Genomic DNA, 18,585 nt, shown 5'->3' with positions numbered 1-18,585 from the left:
CAATATTGGAATGATTACAACCACAAGGCGATGAATTGAAAGCGGTTAACCAAACGATGACGTATTCAGGGGGAGTAATGGAAATATGACCACGGCGTTTAAAGTTGTTATCGCGGGATGCGGGAGCATGGCGAATACTTGGGCGGATTATGCAAAAGGGCGGGAGGACGTTGAAATCGTGGGTCTCGTGGACATTCAGGAGACTTTCGCGAAGGCATTTGCCGATCGGCACGGTCTTTCATGTCAGACGTATAACAATATTAACGATGCACTTGCTTCAAGCGGTGCGAATATCGTATTCGATGTGACCATTCCCGCCAGCCACTATGGGATTAGCACGGCGGCGCTGAAGCACGGGTGTCATGTATTCAGCGAAAAACCGTTAGCGGAATCGATGACGGAATGTCTGGATATCGTGAAGTTGGCGGAGTCTGCAGGCAAAACCCATGCCGTCATGCAAAACCGCCGATTTGATCCGCGAATACGGGCTTTCAAGTCTTTGATCGATAGCGGAGCGATCGGAAAGCCCGGTTTCATAGGGGCCGATTTCTTTCTTGGCGCGCATTTCGGCGGATTTCGGGACCTGATGGACAGTCCCCTGCTGCTTGATATGGCCATTCACACCTTCGATCAGGCCCGCATGATCAGCGGAGCCGATCCGGTATCCGTATATTGTCAGGAGTTCAACCCGCCCGGTTCCTGGTACGCCGGCAATGCGATGGCGATATGCATCTATGAAATGTCGGACGGCTCCGTGTTCAATTACCGCGGGTCCTGGTGTGCCGAAGGCGCTCAAACCTCCTGGGAAGCCGCCTGGCGCGTCACGGGTGAGAGGGGAACGGCAATCTGGGACGGACATGACGAGATCTATGCGGAGGTCGTGGCGGAAGGGGATCAATCGGGAAGCTTCATTCGGAAGTATGAGCGGATCGAAGGCATGCTGCCTGCCATGGCGAAGACCGGACATCATGGCTGCCTGGAAAATATGTTTCACGCACTGGAAGCCGGCATCAAGCCGGAAACGGACTGCAGCGACAACGTATACAGCATGGCGATGGTGCTGGCTGCATTGGAAAGCGCCAAGACCGGACGGAAAATCATGATCTCGGAGTTCATGAACGGAATGGGCGTTTAACCTTGGCTGAGCAGTACTCGAAACGTAATCCTGCCTCTGAGCTCGAATAGCTTTGCAGTTCGGGCGGGTCGTGGACATAAGCATAGAAGAAGTCGCGATAATCGCGGCTTTTTTTATTGTAACAATGGATGTCCTCATTTCATAGCTTTATCAGCGTCCGTCTTTCGAAGACAGCCCTCTTCCAGGGAGGGACACGGACATGCTACAATATAGCACAAGCATAAGTAAAACGCTTAACCTGGAAGAGAAAGGAATGACTTCTTTGCAGCAAAACTGGTACCGCAAGCTGCTTCTCTCCTATTTTCCCATATTCCTCGTCACGATTACGATCCTGGTGTTTCTTTCATTCATCATGTTTAATGAGGCCTCGCGCGAAGAGGCAGCCAAGGCGAACGGAATTTCCACGCGTTTTATTATGGAAGATCTGGATCGTTCCATCAACGCCATCGAGATGAACGTGCTAAACGAAGTGGAGACGAGTGCCCTATACTCAAGCTATCTGTTCAGCAATCCGTCATCCGACCAAAATTTGATGTACTCGCTTGTCAAACGTCTCCGCGGGTTGCAATCGGGCAGCGACCTGATCGAATCGGTCTATTTATACCGTCATTCGGATCAGTCGGTGCTGACCACCAGCGGCCAAAGCCCGCTCTCGACTTTTCCGGACCGTTCTTATATCGAGTTTGCCGTGAAAGAGCACGAATACCGGGGGTGGTCCGCCGTTCGATCCATGACGGGACTCGGGGAGAACGAGCCGAAGCAGGTCATCTCCATGTATAAAAATTTGCCGCTTCCCTTCGGGAGCCAAGGGCTGCTCGTCATTAACGTAAGCATGTACCGGGTGGAGCAGATGATCAATCCGATGATAAATGACAGCGTTTCCTTTTTGAATATTTTGGACTCCAGCGGAGATCTCATATTTGAAGCATCCCAAATCGGAGAGGATAAGCGGGCCAAAGAAGGCAAGGTTCTGACGAGGCTGCAATCGGATCAGCTGGGATGGACTTTTGAAAGCGGTCTCCGGGTCGGGCAGCTCTATGCCTGGGTGTCGGTCGTTTCCTACATCTGGATCGTGATCGGCTTCGTAACCGTTGTGCTTGCCGTTATTTATATCGTTTATGTTACCAAGCGGAATTATCAGCCGATCAAAGCCATGATGAACCGCATCGAGTCCATTCAGCTCAACATGCCCCAGGCCGCCAAGGATGAGCTTTCCATGATCGATAGTGCGCTTGAAAGCCTGATCAGCCGGTCCATGGACTATGACAAAAAGCGGCACGAGAATCTCCAGCTTCAGCGCAGCCAGCTGTTCATGGACCTGATCAGCGGGCAGAAGCCCGAAAAGGAACTGCTATCCCGGATGGCAGAGCTGACGCCGATGAAACTGCCGGAACAGCCGGCGGGTTACGTCATCCTGCTCGGTGAAATCAATGATTACAGCGGTTTTCAGGACGTTCATACCGTCCGCGACCAGAACGTGCTGAAGTTTGCCTTGATGAACGTGTTTCAGGAGCTTGCACGCAATGCCGGCTTCAACAGCTGGATTGAATGGATCGCCGGCAGCCGCGTAGGCATTCTGATCGCGCTTCCGGGGATGAACGAGGAGACGCGTTCTTCCCTGATACGCGCAGCGGAGGAGTGTCGGGGCTGGGTCGAGGAAAAGCTTCGTTTGTCGGTGAGGTTCGGGCTGGGCAGCACGGTTGCCGGGCTGCATGAAATAGGCGCTTCGCACCAATCAGCCTCCGAGGCGCTCGGGCACAGGCTGGCGATGGGCGATCATGCCGTGCTGGTCGGCGACGAGCTGCCCCGGGGAGATTTAAGCCGCCTGCTTCCTTACCTGAATGAAATTTCGGAGCTGGTCAAGGACTTCCGATTAAATAATGAAGGCTGGAGAACCCGGCTGAAGGACATGTTCGCTTCATTCAAGGCAGAGCGTCTGAAGGACGATACGATCCGTTCACTGGTCAACAGCATGCTTCAGCTGCTGTCCCGGGAGGTCGGTGTATTATCCGATGAGCTGAGGAACCAGCTGTCGGAGGGCAGGGAGCATGTACTGGCTGGAGCCGCATCCTTAGAGGAGCTGCAGAGCAGGATCACCGATCAGTTAACGGAAATTTACCGCACCTATGTAGCGCTTAGCGAAACCAAGAGCTACCGTGCCATGATCAGCGAAATGAAACACTATATTGAAGAGCATTTCGACGATCCGAATTTGTCCCTGAAGCATCTGAGCGACCGTTTTCAGATATCCGGTAAATATGCAAGTTATCTGTTTAAAATGGAATACGATATGAAATTCGTGGATTTCCTGGTACAGCTGCGCATGAAGCGGGCGGAGGAGCTTCTGGCGCAGACCGACCTCTCGATACAGGAAATTGCGGAGAAGATTGGATACGCCAACTCCATTACCTTCGGGCGGGTGTTCAAACGAACGTCGGGTGTGACGCCGGGCGACTACCGCAAGCTGCAAATGAAGCCTGCACCGGGGACGGAGCTCGGATCCTAGACAGGCTTCGATAACGAAAACGGTTTATGAATATAGTTTATCCAGAAACGGGTGCAGAAATTTCCGGCCGGAAGCAGCACCCGTTTCGCATTTTCTGGTGAATGTCGGTATGCGTTCCGAATGCAACGGGTTATGTGGAAGGGTTCAGCAAACGGAACAAACACCGGATATATCAAGCACTACAGTCATATTAGAAAACGGTTTAGATAACGAAAATAGTCATTTTCCTACGTTAAAACCTTGTAACGAAGCGGGTTGTCACGTTTGGAATTTGGTTTATTGTCATCCGCTTGCCTCTGAGGCATACTGAGAACACCCGAAAGGTTAAGCGCTTACATAACAGGGTCCGAAGCAATTCGGATGAATCCGCAGCTTTCTATCATGAATAAGATCGGCGCAAATCGGCAGGGACATAATCCAAATAGAAAAGGGGATGTAATGATGGCAGCAAGCAAGAAAACATGGGGCAAGCTCGCAAAGCTCACGCTGGTCATGCTGATGGTCGGAACGGTCGTATTATCCGGGTGCTCCTCAGGCTCTGGCAGCAGCACCAATGCTTCGGACGGGGATTCCGGCTCCAATGACGGCAAGCAGGTTACGCTGAAGGTCGAAATTTTTGACCGCGGCAATACACCGAAACCTTATACCATCACCGACAGTTATCTTACCCGATATATCCAGGACAACTTTGGAACCCCGAACAACATTAAGATGGAATTCGTACCGGTCCCCCGTTCCGAGGAGATCAAGAAGCTGAACGTTCTCATGGCCAGCGGCGGCAATGTGCCGGATATCGTATTTACGTATGACACGCCGACCTTCAACCGCTACGCGGAGCAAGGCGGGCTGACGGAACTGACGGATTTGATCAACGAGCACGGTCCGAATCTGAAGGAATTCCTCGATGAGGACGCGATGAGTTACGGCCAGTACATGGGCAAGCAGTTCGCTGTTCCCGGCAAACGGGCCTTCCTTGGCAAGTATTCTTCCTTTATCCGCGCCGATTGGCTGGAAAAGCTCGGCATGAAGGTGCCTCAAACGACCGATGAGCTGTACGCGGTTTTGAAAGCTTTTAAAGAAAAGGATCCGGGCGAAACCGGCGGGAAGGTGATTCCCTTCGGCATGACGATCGAACCGGCTCAATATGATCCGCTGATCTGGTCCTTTATTCAGCCGACTACGGAAGAGCAGAAGTATACGCTGCTGCAAAAGCTCGGAGCCAACGACTATCCGACGCTGCTTCCGGGCTTTAAGGATGCGCTGCAATTTTTCAACAAGCTTTACAATGAAGGGCTGATCAGCCGCGACTTCAGTTTGGACGAAGACAAGAAGCAGTTGACACAGGACGTGACCAACGGTCTTACGGGCTTCCTGACGGAGGATTATCCGAACATGTACTACGCGGACGGCACCTATGATACGCTGCTCAAAAACCAGCCGGACGCCAAGCTTACGCCGATTGATCCATTCACCAACTCCGAAGGCAAGCATGCGAAGCCGGAATACGCGCCAAACGGCATGTACATCATGATTCCGAAAACAAGCCAACATGCTGAAGAAGCGATCAAATACCTGAATTGGATGGCCGACCCGGACAATCTGCTGGCGCTGCAAAACGGCGTGGAAGGCGAGAACTACGAAATGGTGGACGGCATTCCCGTCATGAAGACCGACGCCCCTCAAGAGGTGATTGACCGGCTTTACAACAGCGGCGACATTGCCATTATCGCCAACGGTAATTTTGTAGGCGACGAAACGCAGAACCGGGAGAAACTGACAACCAACTTCCCGGAAAAGTTTCAGGATCTGCACCGCAAGGCCGTGGAAATCTCGGCAACGGATACGTTTAAGCCGGTCAACTTCGACCGTCCGATCGAGGCCGAGGCGAAATACGGCACGAACCTGCAGGCCAAATACGAAGAGATGATCGTGAAGACGGCCATGGCGAAACCGGAAGACTTCGAGAAAACATTTGAAGCGACCATGAAGGATTACATGGTCAGCGGCGGCCAAGCCATTCTTGATGAGCGGACCAAAGTTTATCAGGAAATGCAATCCAAGTAAAGCAGCGGGAAAAGGGAAAGAACGGCTTCATCAAGAGGCCGTTCCTTCGCTCCCGGCGTCATGAGCAAGGAGAGGATGATACAGATGAGAGGAACCGTTTACCTGCGCCGGTACTGGCAATTATACGCACTGCTTGTTCTGCCTTTGGTCTATTTCATTATTTTCAAATACGGCCCGATGTGGGGCGTGCAGATCGCCTTTAAGGACTTCAACTTCTTCCAAGGGATCACCGGGAGTGAATGGATTGGACTGGATGCCTTTCGCGAGGTTTTCCAGACCCAGGATTTTTATAAAACCCTCCGCAATACGCTGATGCTCAACCTGCTGGACCTTGTGGTTTCATTTCCCGCGCCTTTGATTCTCGCCATCATGCTTCATGAACTTAGAATCCAGTGGTTTAAACGTTTATCCCAAACGATATTGTACATTCCCCATTTCATTTCATGGGTTATCATAGGCGGCATCGTATACCAGGTGTTCGGCACGCAATCCGGCATGATCAACAACATGCTGATGGCGCTCGGTTTTGAATCGGTACCTTTTTTAACCGAAAAAAACACGTGGCTCATTACGTACCTGGCAACGGGGGTGTGGCAGAGCGCCGGTTGGGGAACCATCCTCTATCTGGCTGCCTTGACCGGCATCAACAAGGAGCTGTTTGAAGCGGCGGAGGTGGACGGAGCGGGCAGATTCAAGCGCATCTGGTTTATCACGCTGCCGGGCCTGAAAACGACGATTGTGACGCTCCTCATCATCAACCTCGGCAATATGATCTCGATCGGCTTTGACCGTCCGTTTGTCATCGGCAATAAAGCGGTCATGGATTATTCCGACGTGCTGAGTACCTATGTGTACCGGACGGGTCTTGAATCCGGGCAGTACACCCTGGCAACGGTTGTCGGTCTGTTCCAAGCTGTTGTCGGGCTGGTCTTTATCCTCGGCGCGAACTATGCATCCAAAAAACTGACGGACGAGTCCATCATTTAACGTTTGTTGCAGAAAGGAGTTTCACTCATGAGCGAGCGTGTGTCGAACCGCGTTTTTGATTCCGTGAACATGATCCTGCTGGCGGTTTTCGTACTTCTTTGTCTGGCGCCTTTTTTCCATATTATCGCGATTTCCTTCAGCTCCAACCGGGCGGTAACCTCAGGCGAGGTGACGTTGTTTCCGGTGGAGTTCAGCCTTCAGGCATATCAATCCGTATTCTCTGATTCCAGCATGCTCCGTTCTCTCGGCTTTACGATTATGCTGACGCTGCTGACGACGGTGCTGTGCATGGTCATGACGATGATTGCCGCTTACCCGCTGACGAAAAAGAAGCTGAAAGGACGCAAAGTGATTATGTTTATCATCATTGTGACCATGTTCTTCAGCGGGGGCATTATCCCGGAGTACATTCTCGTGAAGGATCTGAACCTGCTGAATACGATCTGGGCGCTTGTTCTTCCGGGGCTGATCAGTCCGTTTTATCTGATTATCCTGATCTCCTTCTTCAACGGAATTCCGGAAAGTCTGGAGGAAGCGGCCGAGATCGACGGTACAAGCCAAATCGGAACGATGCTTCGAATCATTCTGCCGCTGTCTTTGCCGGTCATCGCGACGCTGAGCCTGTTCTACGCGGTCGGTCGCTGGAACGGATTCCAAGACACGCTGCTCTATATTACGAAGGAAGAGCTGTATCCGCTGCAGCTGAAGCTGTATCAGCTGGTTCAGAACAATATGATTACGGATTTGACCCGCAACGAGGGACCGGCAGCCGGTGTCAGAGCAACCACGGAAAGCCTGAAAGCGGCAAGCGTCGTATTTGCCACGGTGCCGATTCTTGTTGTGTACCCATGGCTGCAGCGTTACTTCGTCAGCGGCGTGATGCTGGGTGCCGTGAAGGGTTAAGGATGATGGATATTAGGAGGATCGTTGATGGTGAACAGGGTTTTTGAAGTCAATGACAGCTGGGTGCGGGAGGGGATGGACCGCCAAATCTTAGAGGAAACGCATCGCTGGCACGGCGGGGTTCGCACCATGGAGAACGGTTTGCCATCGCCCAACCATAACACAGGGACACCGACCGCCATGGCGATATGGGCAGCAGCACTCTGCAATCCGGCATCCGCATATTACCGCGATAAGCAGCTGGCACACAGGTTTGCGCTTTCGGCCCGTTATATGCTTGCGGCTCAGCACGGCGACGGTACGATTTCGCCAGGCTGGACGAATTTCCATTCCCCTCCGGATACCGCCTTCGTGGTGGTCGGATATGCGCAAGCCGCACAGCTGATTCTGGCTGACGGTTGGGCGGAGCTGAAGGGAGCGGCTGCGGATATGCTGCTGTTTCTGGAACGCAGCTTGCCTGCGCTGATTACCGGAGGCTGCCATACACCGAACCACCGATGGGTGATCTGCGCGGCACTGGGCTTCTTGAATGAGCTGTTTGATTCGCCGGGTGCGTTGAAAAGGGCGGAGGAGTGGCTCGCCGAAGGTATGGACGCCACCTTGGACGGAGAATGGACCGAGCGCAGCAACGGGATCTACAATGTCGTCAGCGACGTCATGCTGATTCACGCGGCCAGGCTGTTGAAGCGTCCGGAGCTGCTGGTACCGGTACGGGCCAATCTGAAGATGATGACGTATTTGGTCCACCCCGACGGGGAGATTGTCACGGAATATTCCGGACGGCAGGATTTCGGACACAGTTTTGATATGTCGGGGTACTTCCTGCCGTGTCTGATGATGGCGGCCCTGGACCGTGATCCGGTATTTCAAGGGATGGCGGAACAGTCGCTGTCTCTGCTGCAACATCCCGGCGGAGCACCGACCAACGCAGCCGTTCGGCTGCTATTGGATCCGGGTCTCATGCGCGAGGGCGCAGAGACAACGCCCATGCCGGAGCATTACCGCGTCGTGCTGAACGGCGAATTTCCAAGGGAACGCTACTTGTCCGGATTTGCCGATGCCGGCCACCACGGCGTTATCCGATACAGCCGGATGCACACGGATTTCGGCGCTCCGGTTGCGCGAATCCGTGAGGGCCGAACCAGCGTGACCGTGAGCACGGAGATGTCCTCCTTCTTTTCCCTGCGTCATGGAGCGGCACGCCTTCTGGGCGTGCAGTTCGCTTCCTATTTCGACCCCGGCTTTGTCAAGATGAGCCGGCTGACGACGCTGGAGCAGGGATACCGGCTATCCGTCGAACAGGAAAAGGGCTATAACGGACCCGTGCCGGAAGCCGATCTGCCTGAAAGCGCGAGGGAAGGCGTCAGCCCTTGGTATTTGCTGCCGCATCACTGCCGTCCGCAGACGCATGTTCAGCGGCACAAGGTGGAGGTGGAAGTGGTGGAAGCGAGCGACGGCTGGAAGCTGATCGTTTCCTCAACGGAGCCGGAGGAAGTCGTGTCCCAAATCTCGCTGATTTTTCCGGCGGCCGGCAACCTTAGCGGCGGAGAGCTTGCTCCAGCCGGCGCGGATGCCCAGTTCTGGATGGAAGGGAGCATTCGTTACGAGATGGACGGCGATTGGCTGGAAATCAGCGGCGGCGGATTGCAGCACACGGCGGCTGGCGTTCGGGAGGCAGCTTATCCGCTCGGATTTCGAACGCTGCTGCTGAATGTGGTGACCCCCTTCGTGAAGGAAATTCATATCAAGCTTTCACAAGCGGCAGGGCTTGACCGAACGGAAAGGGGAGAACCATCATGACAAGCTATATCGAAGCCCGGGAAAGCATCCGGTATTGGATGGGCGACGATGATGCCGGAATACTGAAGACGATCGCAGGACGCTATATCGGGGCGAACCCGGAAATTCCGTTCGCGCTGCGGCCGTTCGCCGAAACGGGCATTCTTCAGACCGAGGAAGGATATTATGACTTCAACTTCGGCGACCGGTTCCGGGAAGCGAAGCAAGGGGAGGCCGCCTACGCCCTTGGTCTGGTGTGGAGCGACGATGAACGTTCGCTGGATGCCGCGATCATGCCGTTCAGCCCGGTGCGCTTCTATCTGAACGAGCGGCTGATGTACCGTTCGGGTGCCGAGGACGAGATGAAGCCAGATGCAAAAATCGTCATTCCGCTGGTGCTGAGCCCGGGCTGGAACACATTGTTGATCGAGGTCCGGAGGACCGAAGCCGGATTCGGCTGCCGCTTCGGCGCCATGGAGGGCAAGGTCCGCATTCTGCAGGTGCTGTCTCCTTTTGCAGACCGGAAGGACACCGCCGGTTGGGCATATGCCGGACCGCTGGCTGCCGGCACGCTCGGCGAAAGCGGCGTCTTTCCGGACGCTCACGGGATCGAAGAAGAGACCGGCACGGATTGGCTTCCGCGTACAGCCTGGAGTGAGGGGGAAGCGGATAAACCGAACTTCGAGAGGATATTCGGCCTGCCGGAGGCACCGGCTGCCGGGTATGCATGGAGCCGGCTTAAGGTGCCTACCGGCGTTGACCATGTCGAGTTCAAGGGCAGCGCTCTGGGCAGGACGGAGATCTGGATCGGCGGTGATTCCGTCATGGACATTGAGAGGGGCGTCTTCGGTTTCAAGCTGCCCGCTTCGGTCTGCCGAGGGGATCTGTTGGTACGAAGCTGCGGCGGGCCGTCAGGATGGGGGGTTGAGCTTCATGCCTATACTTCGCAGGGAGAGCTGGAGTTTGTGCTTCCCGTCCCGGTACAAGGCGCCCCGTCTCCGTGGATGTATGCCGGGCCGCTGGCCGCAGGGGAGGAGCAAACGCCGGAGGAGGTTTGCTCGGTCAAGAGACTGTTTTCGCGCGCGGACGGCCGCGGATTGACCGGCTGGTCCCTGGATGCGCCGGGCTACCGGGTCAGGCCGTTCTATGAGAACGCCATGCTGAGCAACAAATGGACCTCCGGGTCCGCCACCAATTTCGGTCGCTGGGACTATCCGATCGGTGTCACGATGTATGGACTTCTTCAAGCATCGCGAGCGCTGGGGCGGCCCGATATCGCGGAATATGCCCGGGCGCATATCGATATCTGCACCCAATGGTACGAATACGCCGTCTGGGACCGGGATACCTACGGATTTCCGTCCGTGAACCATCAGCTGGTCCTGATTAAGATGCTGGATAACTGTGGTTCTTTCGGCTCGGCGATGCTGGAAGGCTATAAGGAAAGCGGCAAACCGGAGGTTGTTAAGGTCGCGGAGGTCATTGCGGATTTTATCGTGAACCGCCTGGAACGCCGGGAGGACGGCGCTTTCTATCGTCTGTGCGTCTCGGAGTATTCCGCGGATACGATGTGGGCGGATGATCTGTACATGAGCACGCCGTTCTTGTCACGGTACGCCGGGATGACAGGCGACTCCTCCTATCTGGACGAAGCGGCCAGACAGTTTTCAAGGTACCGGGAGTATCTGTTCATGCCCGAGGAAGGCGTGATGAGCCACGTATTCGATTTCAAATACGGGAAAGCGACCGGAATTCCTTGGGGGCGCGGTAACGGATGGAGCCTGTTCTCCTTATCGGAGCTGCTGGAACGCTTGCCGGAGAAGCATAAGGACCGGCCTGCGCTGCTTGAGTTTTTCCGTGAACTGTGCGCCGGAATTGCTTCCTATCAGGGGGAGTCGGGACTCTGGAGGCAGGTTATTACCGATTCGGAAGCGTATGAGGAAGCTTCCTGCTCGGCCATGTTTGCCTATGCCTTTGCCAGAGGCGTGCGGTTCGGCTGGCTGGAGGAGCCTGCACCTTTTACCGTTGCAGCCATTCGAGCATGGCAGGGTTTGACCGAGCAGGCCATCGACCGTCACGGCAGCGTGCACGGAGTGTGCAGCGGATCCCGTTATTCGTTTACCGGGGATTATTATAAGCATGATCTGCTCACGGTGATCAATGACAACCACGGGATCGGGATCATGATGCTGGCGTGCGCGGAGATCATGAAATTGAAAGGCATGCTGGGCGGCAAGTAAGGCATACACTTTCATTAAAGCGCTTAACCGTTAGCTGGTTAGGCGTTTCGGTACGCTGGGTTAAGCGCTTAATTCAGAAATGGCTTTCTTCACAGGATATATTGACGATGAAAAGGAGATGAACCGGTTGACAACGACTCGATTAACGATGGCACAGGCACTGCTGAGGTTTTTGGACGCACAGTATGTTTCCGTCGATGGGGTGGAGACGAAGTTCGTGCGCGGGGTGATGGGAATCTTCGGCCACGGCAACGTGACCGGCCTTGGCGAGGCCTTGGAACGAAGCGCAGGGGATCTGGTATATATGCAGGGCAAAAACGAACAGGGCATGGTGCACGCCGCGACGGCGTACGCCAAGCAAAAGAACCGTCGGCAAATCTGGGCCTGCACTTCCTCCATCGGACCCGGCGCGCTGAATATGGTCACCGCAGCGGCTACCGCAACCGTGAACCGTATTCCGGTACTGCTGCTGCCTGGGGACAATTTCGCCTGCCGCCAGCCTGATCCGGTGCTTCAGCAGATCGAAGCCTCGTCGGACTACACCGTGTCGGCCGCCGATGCATTCAAGCCGGTGAGCCGGTACTGGGACCGGATCTCCCGGCCGGAGCAGCTGATCGCGGCGGCCCGGCAGGCGATCCGCGTTTTGACGGATCCGGCGGAGACGGGAGCGGTCACCCTCGCGCTGCCGCAGGACGTGCAGGCCGAGGCTTACGATTACCCCGATTCGCTGTTCGAGAAAACCGTGCACGCTATCGACCGCCGACCGCCTGCGGCACAAGGACTGATGCGGGCGGCGGCACGGTTTGCAGCAAGCAAGCGGCCGCTCATCATCGCAGGAGGCGGCGTGCACTACAGCGAGGCTGCCGGGGATTTGGAAGCCTTTGCGGAAGCCTTCGGCATCCCGGTCGCAGAAACGCAGGCCGGTAAAAGCGCGCTTCCCTGGGATCACCCCCTAAACCTGGGGGCGATGGGCGTAACCGGCTCGCTGGCGGCGAACCGCGCAGCGGCAAAGGCCGATCTGATTATCGGCATCGGCACCCGCTATTCGGACTTTACGACGTCCTCCAAATGGGCGTTTCAACGGGAGGACGTATCGTTCCTGAACCTGAACGTCAACAGCGCGGACGGAGCCAAGCTCGGCGGCGAAGCGCTGATCGCCGATGCGAAGGAAGGGCTGCAGGCACTGAAGGGGGTCCTGTCTCAAAAAGGCTATCAAGCCGGGTACGAAAAAGGCGAGCTTGCCGGGCTGAAAGCCGAGTGGGACAGCGAGGTAGACCGTCTGTACGCTGAGGAGCATCCCGACGGCTTGTCGCAGACGAGGGCGCTCGGCGTCATTAACGAGGTCATCTCCCCGTCATCGGTCATCGTCTGTGCGGCAGGCAGTCTTCCAGGAGATCTGCACCGGTTATGGAGACCGGCCGAACCGAAGACGTACCACATGGAATATGGTTTCTCCTGCATGGGGTATGAGGTGAGCGGCGCTTTGGGCGTGGCCCTGGCGGAACCGGACCGCGAGGTTTATGCACTGGTGGGCGACGGCAGTTATCTGATGATGCACTCGGAGTTGGTCACCAGCTTGCAGGAAGGCCGCAAGATAACGATACTGCTGTTCGACAACCACGGCTTCCAATGCATTCACAATTTGCAGCGGAGCAACGGCAGCGACGGCTTCGGCAACGAATTCCGCCGCCGCGAGGAAGGCACGGGACGACTCACCGGCGATTATCTTCCGATTGATTTTGCCGCCCACGCACGCGCGCTTGGCGCCAAAGCCTACAAGGGCCGTACGCCGGCGGAGCTGCGTGAAGCGCTGCTTCACGCACGGAAGGAAACGGTGACAACGCTGATCGAAATTCCGGTCGTTCCGGGAACGAACACCGACGGTTATGAGTCCTGGTGGCGCGTAGAGGTGCCGGAGGTGTCGGCCTCAAGCAAGGTAACCGATGCGCAGCGCCAGATGGCGGCTCGAAGCAAGGAAGCTAGGCCCTACTAAGCGGCTGCACTGGAAGGCCTTTAACTTATAGCCTAGAGATGTGGTTGACGACCGTCATCCAACGCGAAATATCACGCGCCGGAGAAAGCAAGCGCGGAACGGACAAGAAAGGCTGTCAAGGTAGCCTGAACGACGGATGGCTATGAAGGTGTTCAAGGCAAGGAAGCGCCTGCTAAGGGCAATTGAGCAAGGAAGCAGGCCCCCACCATACAAAGCAAAGGAGTGCTGAATATGAGCAACAGGCTGTTTAAGCTTGGGATCCATCCCATCAACTGGGTCGGCGAGGATGTAAAAGAGCATGGCGACGGCACGGCGTTTGAGACGATTGTGGATGATATTGCGGCCTTGGGCCTGACAGGCACGGAGATGGGCCGTAAATTCCCGAAGGATCCTGCGGTTCTGAAGCGGGAGTTGGATGCCCGCGGGATCCAGCTGGTTTCCCAGTGGAAGTCGGTGCTGTTCTCCGATCCCGATTACCGGAAGCAGGAGCTGGAGGACTACCGCCGGCATGCGGAGTTTCTGGCCGGGTTCGGCAGCAAGGTCATCAGCACGGCGGAGGTAGGCGGCTCGCTGCATTTCGATCCCCGCCGGACGCCGAATGAGAGCATCGTGCTGCGGTTGGATGAGGCCGGATGGAAAAGCCTCGCGGAAGGGCTGAACCAGGCAGGAGAAATTGCGGCGAGTTACGGCATGAGGCTGGCTTATCATCTTCATGGCGGTACGGTTGTGGAGCAGCCTTACGAGATCGACCGGCTGATGGCCATGACCGACGCTTCGCTGGTTTCTCTCCTGTACGATACCGGTCATGCCTATTACGGGGGGAGCGACCCGCTGGAGCTGCTCCGCAAGCATTATGACCGGATCGCATATATCCATCTGAAAGATATCCGGCTTGATGTGCTGGAACAGGCGAGACTGGACAACTGCGATTTCGTAAGCTGCATTCGCAGGGGCGTGTTTACGGTTCCCGGCGATGGATGCATCGATTTCGCGCCGATAATCGGAGAGCTCGTTGAACGCGGCTATGACGGCTGGGCGATGCTGGAGGGTGAGCAGGATCCGGCGCTGCATCCGGCCAAGGAGTACGCCCAACGGGCGATTGAATACCTGGACCGCCTGGACGGACTGACGAAAATGCAGAGCTGAAGTCCACGGCTCGAGGGTCGAGCTTGGCTCAAGGCGACGCGACTCTCATTTGAGGGTGGAATCATAACATACTCATCAGGTATCCGTAACTCACTCAAGAGCGGATAGAGCCGAGAGTGTTTACCAGTGGGAAGTTAATGATAACTGAAAGTCTTACGAGCTGTAAGTGATAACGGTCCATAGAAGAGCGGAGCCATGGAGTCAGAGTCATATGGTTGCTCGGACAGGGCCGATCCGAACGAGGAGGTTTATCCATGAGTGAAATCACGTTCAATAACGAAAAAACGATGGATTTCGTGGCCGTAGGCAGACTGTGCATCGACCTGAACGCCAATGAGATTAACCGGCCGATGGAAGAGACGAGCACGTTTACCAAATATGTGGGCGGATCCCCCGCCAATATCTGTATCGGGATGGCCCGCCTGGGCCTGAATACAGGCTTCATCGGCAAGGTGGCGGACGATCAGATGGGGCGTTTTATTACCAAATATTTGGAGGATAACGGGATTGCGACGAACGGCGTGTCCACCGACCACACGGGTGCCGTAACGGGTCTGGCTTTTACCGAGATCAGGAGCCCGACCGACTGCAGCATTCTGATGTATCGGGACAACGCAGCGGACTTGCTGCTGGAGACGGGGGAAGTGAGCGAGGAGCTAATCGCATCCGCCAAAATGGTACTCATCTCCGGGACCGCGCTCGCGGCCAGCCCCTCCCGGGAAGCCGTGTTTCTGGCTCTGGACTATGCCAAGCGCCACGGGGCCGTGATCGCGTTTGACCTCGATTACCGTCCATACACATGGAAATCCCCGCAGGAGACGGCAACCTATTACAATTTAGCGGCGGAAAAATGCGACATTGTCCTCGGCACGCGCGAGGAGTTCGATATGATGGAGCAGTTCGGCGGCAACCCGGAACGAAGCGACCGCATCACGGCTGCCAAGTGGTTTGATTACAGGGCCAAAATCGTCATTATCAAGCACGGGAAGGAGGGGTCCATCGCTTATACCCCCGGCGGTGCCAGCCATACGGCCCAAAGCTTTCCGGCGAAGGTCATCAAGACGTTCGGAGCGGGGGATTCGTATGCCGCCGGCTTCCTCTACGGCCTGATGCAGGGCTGGGCCATCGAGCGCTGCATGGAGTTCGGCAGTGCGGCAGCGAGCATCGTCATCTCCAGCCACAGCTGCTCTGATGCGATGCCGACAAGCGCAGCGGTTCTCGATTATATCGAGCGCTGCAAGCGAGGCGAAATTACCGCCAATTCTTGAAGCAGCATTCATTATTTATTCTGATTGATTCAATCGAAAGGGGCCAACACGCATGACGCAAATCCTGAACAATTATATCGGCGGAGAATTCGTGCCATCCCGATCGGAACGCAGCGATCCGGTCTATAACCCGGCGACGGAAGAAATCCTTGCTTACGTTCCGCTTTCCACCAAGGAGGATGTGGACCAAGCGGTGCAGGCCGCCGCCAAAGCCGGACGCGACTGGGCCAAGACCGCCGTGCCGCGACGCGCGCGGATTCTGTTCAAGTATCAGCAGCTGCTCGTGGAGCACTGGGAGGAGCTGGCTCGCCTGATTACGGCGGAGAACGGCAAAAGCTATGCCGAAGCCTACGGCGAAGTCCAGCGCGGCATCGAATGCGTCGAGTTTGCTGCCGGCGCGCCGACGCTGATGATGGGCAAGCAGCTTCCGGACATCGCCACCCATTTGGAATCCGGCATGTACCGGTATCCGATCGGCGTTGTGGCCGGCATCACGCCGTTCAATTTTCCGATGATGGTGCCATGCTGGATGTTTCCGCTCGCCATCGCTTGCGGCAACGCATTCGTGCTGAAGCCTTCGGAACGTACGCCGCTCCTGGCCCAGCGCCTGACAGAGCTGTTCGCGGAAGCCGGCCTGCCGGACGGCGTCCTGAACCTCGTTCACGGCGCCCATGATGTAGTCAACGCTTTGCTGGAGCATCCCGGCATCGCCGCCGTGTCCTTCGTCGGCTCCCAACCGGTGGCGGAGCATGTGTACAAAACCGCCTCTGCCCATGGCAAGCGCGTGCAGGCCTTAGCCGGAGCAAAAAACCACAGCATCGTGATGCCGACAGCCGATTTGGACGCCGCCGTGACCCAAATCGTCAGCGCTGCCTTCGGCTCTGCCGGTGAGCGCTGCATGGCCTGCTCCGTGGTGGTGGCCGTGGGGGACGTAGCGGAGCCGCTGATCGGGAAGCTGAAGCAGGCGGCCGATGAAATCTCCATCGGCAACGGAGCGGACGAAGGCGTCTTCCTGGGGCCGGTAATCCGGCAAGCTCACAAGGAGCGTACGCTCTTTTATATTGAAGCGGGCGAGCAGGAAGGAGCGAAGCTGATTCGTGACGGTCGCGAGGACGAGGCGGTGAACGGAACCGGATATTTTGTCGGACCGACGATTTTTGATGAAGTGACAAGCGAGATGAAGATTTGGAAGGACGAAATTTTCGCCCCGGTGTTGTCCATCATGCGGGCAGAGACGCTGGAGGAGGCCATTGACATATCGAACCGCTCCGATTTCGCCAACGGGGCCTGTCTGTTCACGCAGAATGGCAGCGATGTGCGCCAGTTCCGCGAACATATCGATGCCGGCATGCTGGGCGTGAACCTCGGCGTTCCAGCGCCGATGGCTTTCTTTCCGTTCTCCGGCTGGAAAAACTCCTTCTATGGAGACCTGCATGCCAACGGCACGGATGGCGTGGAATTCTATACCCGCAAAAAAATGGTGACGGCGCGCTGGTAGCCCAGAAGCAGAGGAGACGTTTATATGAAAACCATTCACATCGGAATCATCGGTGCCGGACGAATCGGCAAAATCCATGCGGATAACCTGCTGCGCTTGCCCGGGGCGAAGATTTCGGCCATCGGCGACCTGTTTGCCGGCGACGAGCTGCGGGCCTGGGCGGCGTCGCGCGCCATCCCCGTCGTCACAAACAACAGCATCGAGATCTTGGAACGCCCGGATATCGATGCCGTGTTGATCTGCTCTTCAACGGATACGCATGTCCCGCTCATTAAACAGGCAGCCGCAAACGGTAAGCATATTTTCTGCGAGAAGCCGGTCAGTCTGAGTGTGGACCAGACCCGCGAAGCGCTGGCGGCCGTGAAAGCGGCAGGCGTTAGCCTGCAGATCGGCTTCAACCGCCGGTTCGACCACAACTTCAGACGCGTTCGGGACATTGTATCCGAGGGAAGAATCGGGGAACCGCATCTGATCAAGATCACCTCGCGCGATCCGAACCCCCCGCATCCGGATTATATTAAAGGTTCCGGCGGCCTGTTTATGGATATGGCGATTCATGATTTTGACATCGCCCGTTACCTGTCGGGCAGCGAGGTGGTCGAGGTGTTCGCCCAGGGCGCAGTGCTGGTGGACCCCGCCATCGGCGAGCAGGGCGACATTGACACTGCCGTCACGACGCTTCGGTTTGAAAACGGCGCGCTCGGCGTCATCGACAACAGCCGGAAAGCCGTCTACGGGTATGATCAGCGGGTGGAGGTATTCGGCTCGGGCGGCAGCGTCACTGCCGACAACGATTATCCAAGTACCGCCGTGGTCAGCGGTCCGGAAGGCGTTACCCGTGACAAGCCGTTGTATTTCTTCCTGGAACGGTACACGGAAGCGTACATGAACGAGGCGAAGCAGTTTATCGAAAGCCTTCAGAACGGCACGCCAGTGCCCGTTACTGGTCACGACGGCCTGCAGGCTGAGCTGATCGCGCTGGCGGCTAAACGCTCGCTGGAACAGGGCTGTTCGGTGAAGCTGGCCGAGCTGACCGCCGGTACTTCAGTGGGTTAATACCTTCATG

Annotated in this window: 12 protein-coding genes; all 12 read left to right on the top strand. The window is 56.3% G+C overall.

What is annotated here, in order from left to right:
* Nucleotides 1-85 precede the first annotated feature (85 nt).
* The gene (locus M1D70_RS17970; protein ID WP_009590940.1) at nucleotides 86-1,135 is read left to right on the top strand and encodes a Gfo/Idh/MocA family protein; all 1,050 of its coding nucleotides are present in this window, start codon (nucleotides 86-88) and stop codon (nucleotides 1,133-1,135) included.
* Nucleotides 1,136-1,334: 199 nt separating this feature from the next.
* The gene (locus tag M1D70_RS17965) at nucleotides 1,335-3,641 is read left to right on the top strand and encodes a helix-turn-helix domain-containing protein (protein WP_456287544.1); all 2,307 of its coding nucleotides are present in this window, start codon (nucleotides 1,335-1,337) and stop codon (nucleotides 3,639-3,641) included.
* A 438-nt stretch (nucleotides 3,642-4,079) separates the two neighbouring features.
* On the top strand, nucleotides 4,080-5,705 hold the full coding sequence (locus tag M1D70_RS17960; RefSeq protein ID WP_083829914.1) for an extracellular solute-binding protein: 1,626 nt from the start codon (nucleotides 4,080-4,082) through the stop codon (nucleotides 5,703-5,705).
* Nucleotides 5,706-5,789: 84 nt separating this feature from the next.
* A complete protein-coding gene (locus M1D70_RS17955) occupies nucleotides 5,790-6,692 on the top strand; it encodes an ABC transporter permease (RefSeq protein ID WP_009590954.1) in 903 nt (300 codons plus the stop codon).
* Between the two features lie 27 nt (nucleotides 6,693-6,719).
* Nucleotides 6,720-7,595 (top strand): carbohydrate ABC transporter permease, encoded by an 876-nt coding sequence (locus M1D70_RS17950; protein WP_009590939.1) that lies wholly within the window; start codon nucleotides 6,720-6,722, stop codon nucleotides 7,593-7,595.
* Nucleotides 7,596-7,622: 27 nt separating this feature from the next.
* The gene (locus M1D70_RS17945) at nucleotides 7,623-9,395 is read left to right on the top strand and encodes a hypothetical protein (RefSeq protein ID WP_456287543.1); all 1,773 of its coding nucleotides are present in this window, start codon (nucleotides 7,623-7,625) and stop codon (nucleotides 9,393-9,395) included.
* Complete coding sequence (locus M1D70_RS17940; RefSeq protein WP_456287542.1) at nucleotides 9,392-11,614, top strand: glycoside hydrolase family 88/105 protein; 2,223 nt, start codon at nucleotides 9,392-9,394, stop codon at nucleotides 11,612-11,614. The genes M1D70_RS17945 and M1D70_RS17940 overlap by 4 nt, the downstream gene beginning before the upstream one ends.
* 127 nt (nucleotides 11,615-11,741) lie before the next feature.
* Nucleotides 11,742-13,607, top strand: a complete 1,866-nt coding sequence (iolD, locus tag M1D70_RS17935; RefSeq protein ID WP_456287541.1) for a 3D-(3,5/4)-trihydroxycyclohexane-1,2-dione acylhydrolase (decyclizing) — start codon at nucleotides 11,742-11,744, stop codon at nucleotides 13,605-13,607.
* Between the two features lie 231 nt (nucleotides 13,608-13,838).
* Nucleotides 13,839-14,753 (top strand): myo-inosose-2 dehydratase, encoded by a 915-nt coding sequence (gene iolE / locus M1D70_RS17930; RefSeq protein WP_456287540.1) that lies wholly within the window; start codon nucleotides 13,839-13,841, stop codon nucleotides 14,751-14,753.
* Between the two features lie 254 nt (nucleotides 14,754-15,007).
* A complete protein-coding gene (iolC, locus tag M1D70_RS17925; RefSeq protein ID WP_456287539.1) occupies nucleotides 15,008-16,021 on the top strand; it encodes a 5-dehydro-2-deoxygluconokinase in 1,014 nt (337 codons plus the stop codon).
* A gap of 52 nt (nucleotides 16,022-16,073) precedes the next feature.
* Nucleotides 16,074-17,519 carry a CoA-acylating methylmalonate-semialdehyde dehydrogenase gene (locus M1D70_RS17920; protein WP_009590942.1) on the top strand — a complete coding sequence of 482 codons (1,446 nt, stop codon included), beginning with the start codon at nucleotides 16,074-16,076 and terminating at the stop codon, nucleotides 17,517-17,519.
* 24 nt (nucleotides 17,520-17,543) lie between these two features.
* A complete protein-coding gene (gene iolG, locus M1D70_RS17915; protein WP_456287538.1) occupies nucleotides 17,544-18,575 on the top strand; it encodes an inositol 2-dehydrogenase in 1,032 nt (343 codons plus the stop codon).
* Nucleotides 18,576-18,585 lie beyond the last annotated feature (10 nt).

The sequence above is a fragment of the Paenibacillus sp. AK002 genome, from assembly GCF_053903045.1.
Note: the sequence above shows the minus strand (reverse complement) of the source record. Positions and strands in the feature narration are given on the sequence as shown.

What these genes read in the sequence shown, in the direction of transcription:
- iolE (WP_456287540.1), top strand. Translation starts at nt 13,839, where the DNA reads ATGAGCAACAGGCTGTTTAAGCTTGGGATCCATCCCATCAACTGGGTC.
- iolG (WP_456287538.1), top strand. Translation starts at nt 17,544, where the DNA reads ATGAAAACCATTCACATCGGAATCATCGGTGCCGGACGAATCGGCAAA.
- M1D70_RS17945 (WP_456287543.1), top strand. Translation starts at nt 7,623, where the DNA reads ATGGTGAACAGGGTTTTTGAAGTCAATGACAGCTGGGTGCGGGAGGGG.
- iolC (WP_456287539.1), top strand. Translation starts at nt 15,008, where the DNA reads ATGAGTGAAATCACGTTCAATAACGAAAAAACGATGGATTTCGTGGCC.
- M1D70_RS17960 (WP_083829914.1), top strand. Translation starts at nt 4,080, where the DNA reads ATGATGGCAGCAAGCAAGAAAACATGGGGCAAGCTCGCAAAGCTCACG.
- M1D70_RS17920 (WP_009590942.1), top strand. Translation starts at nt 16,074, where the DNA reads ATGACGCAAATCCTGAACAATTATATCGGCGGAGAATTCGTGCCATCC.
- M1D70_RS17965 (WP_456287544.1), top strand. Translation starts at nt 1,335, where the DNA reads ATGCTACAATATAGCACAAGCATAAGTAAAACGCTTAACCTGGAAGAG.
- M1D70_RS17955 (WP_009590954.1), top strand. Translation starts at nt 5,790, where the DNA reads ATGAGAGGAACCGTTTACCTGCGCCGGTACTGGCAATTATACGCACTG.
- M1D70_RS17940 (WP_456287542.1), top strand. Translation starts at nt 9,392, where the DNA reads ATGACAAGCTATATCGAAGCCCGGGAAAGCATCCGGTATTGGATGGGC.
- M1D70_RS17950 (WP_009590939.1), top strand. Translation starts at nt 6,720, where the DNA reads ATGAGCGAGCGTGTGTCGAACCGCGTTTTTGATTCCGTGAACATGATC.
- M1D70_RS17970 (WP_009590940.1), top strand. Translation starts at nt 86, where the DNA reads ATGACCACGGCGTTTAAAGTTGTTATCGCGGGATGCGGGAGCATGGCG.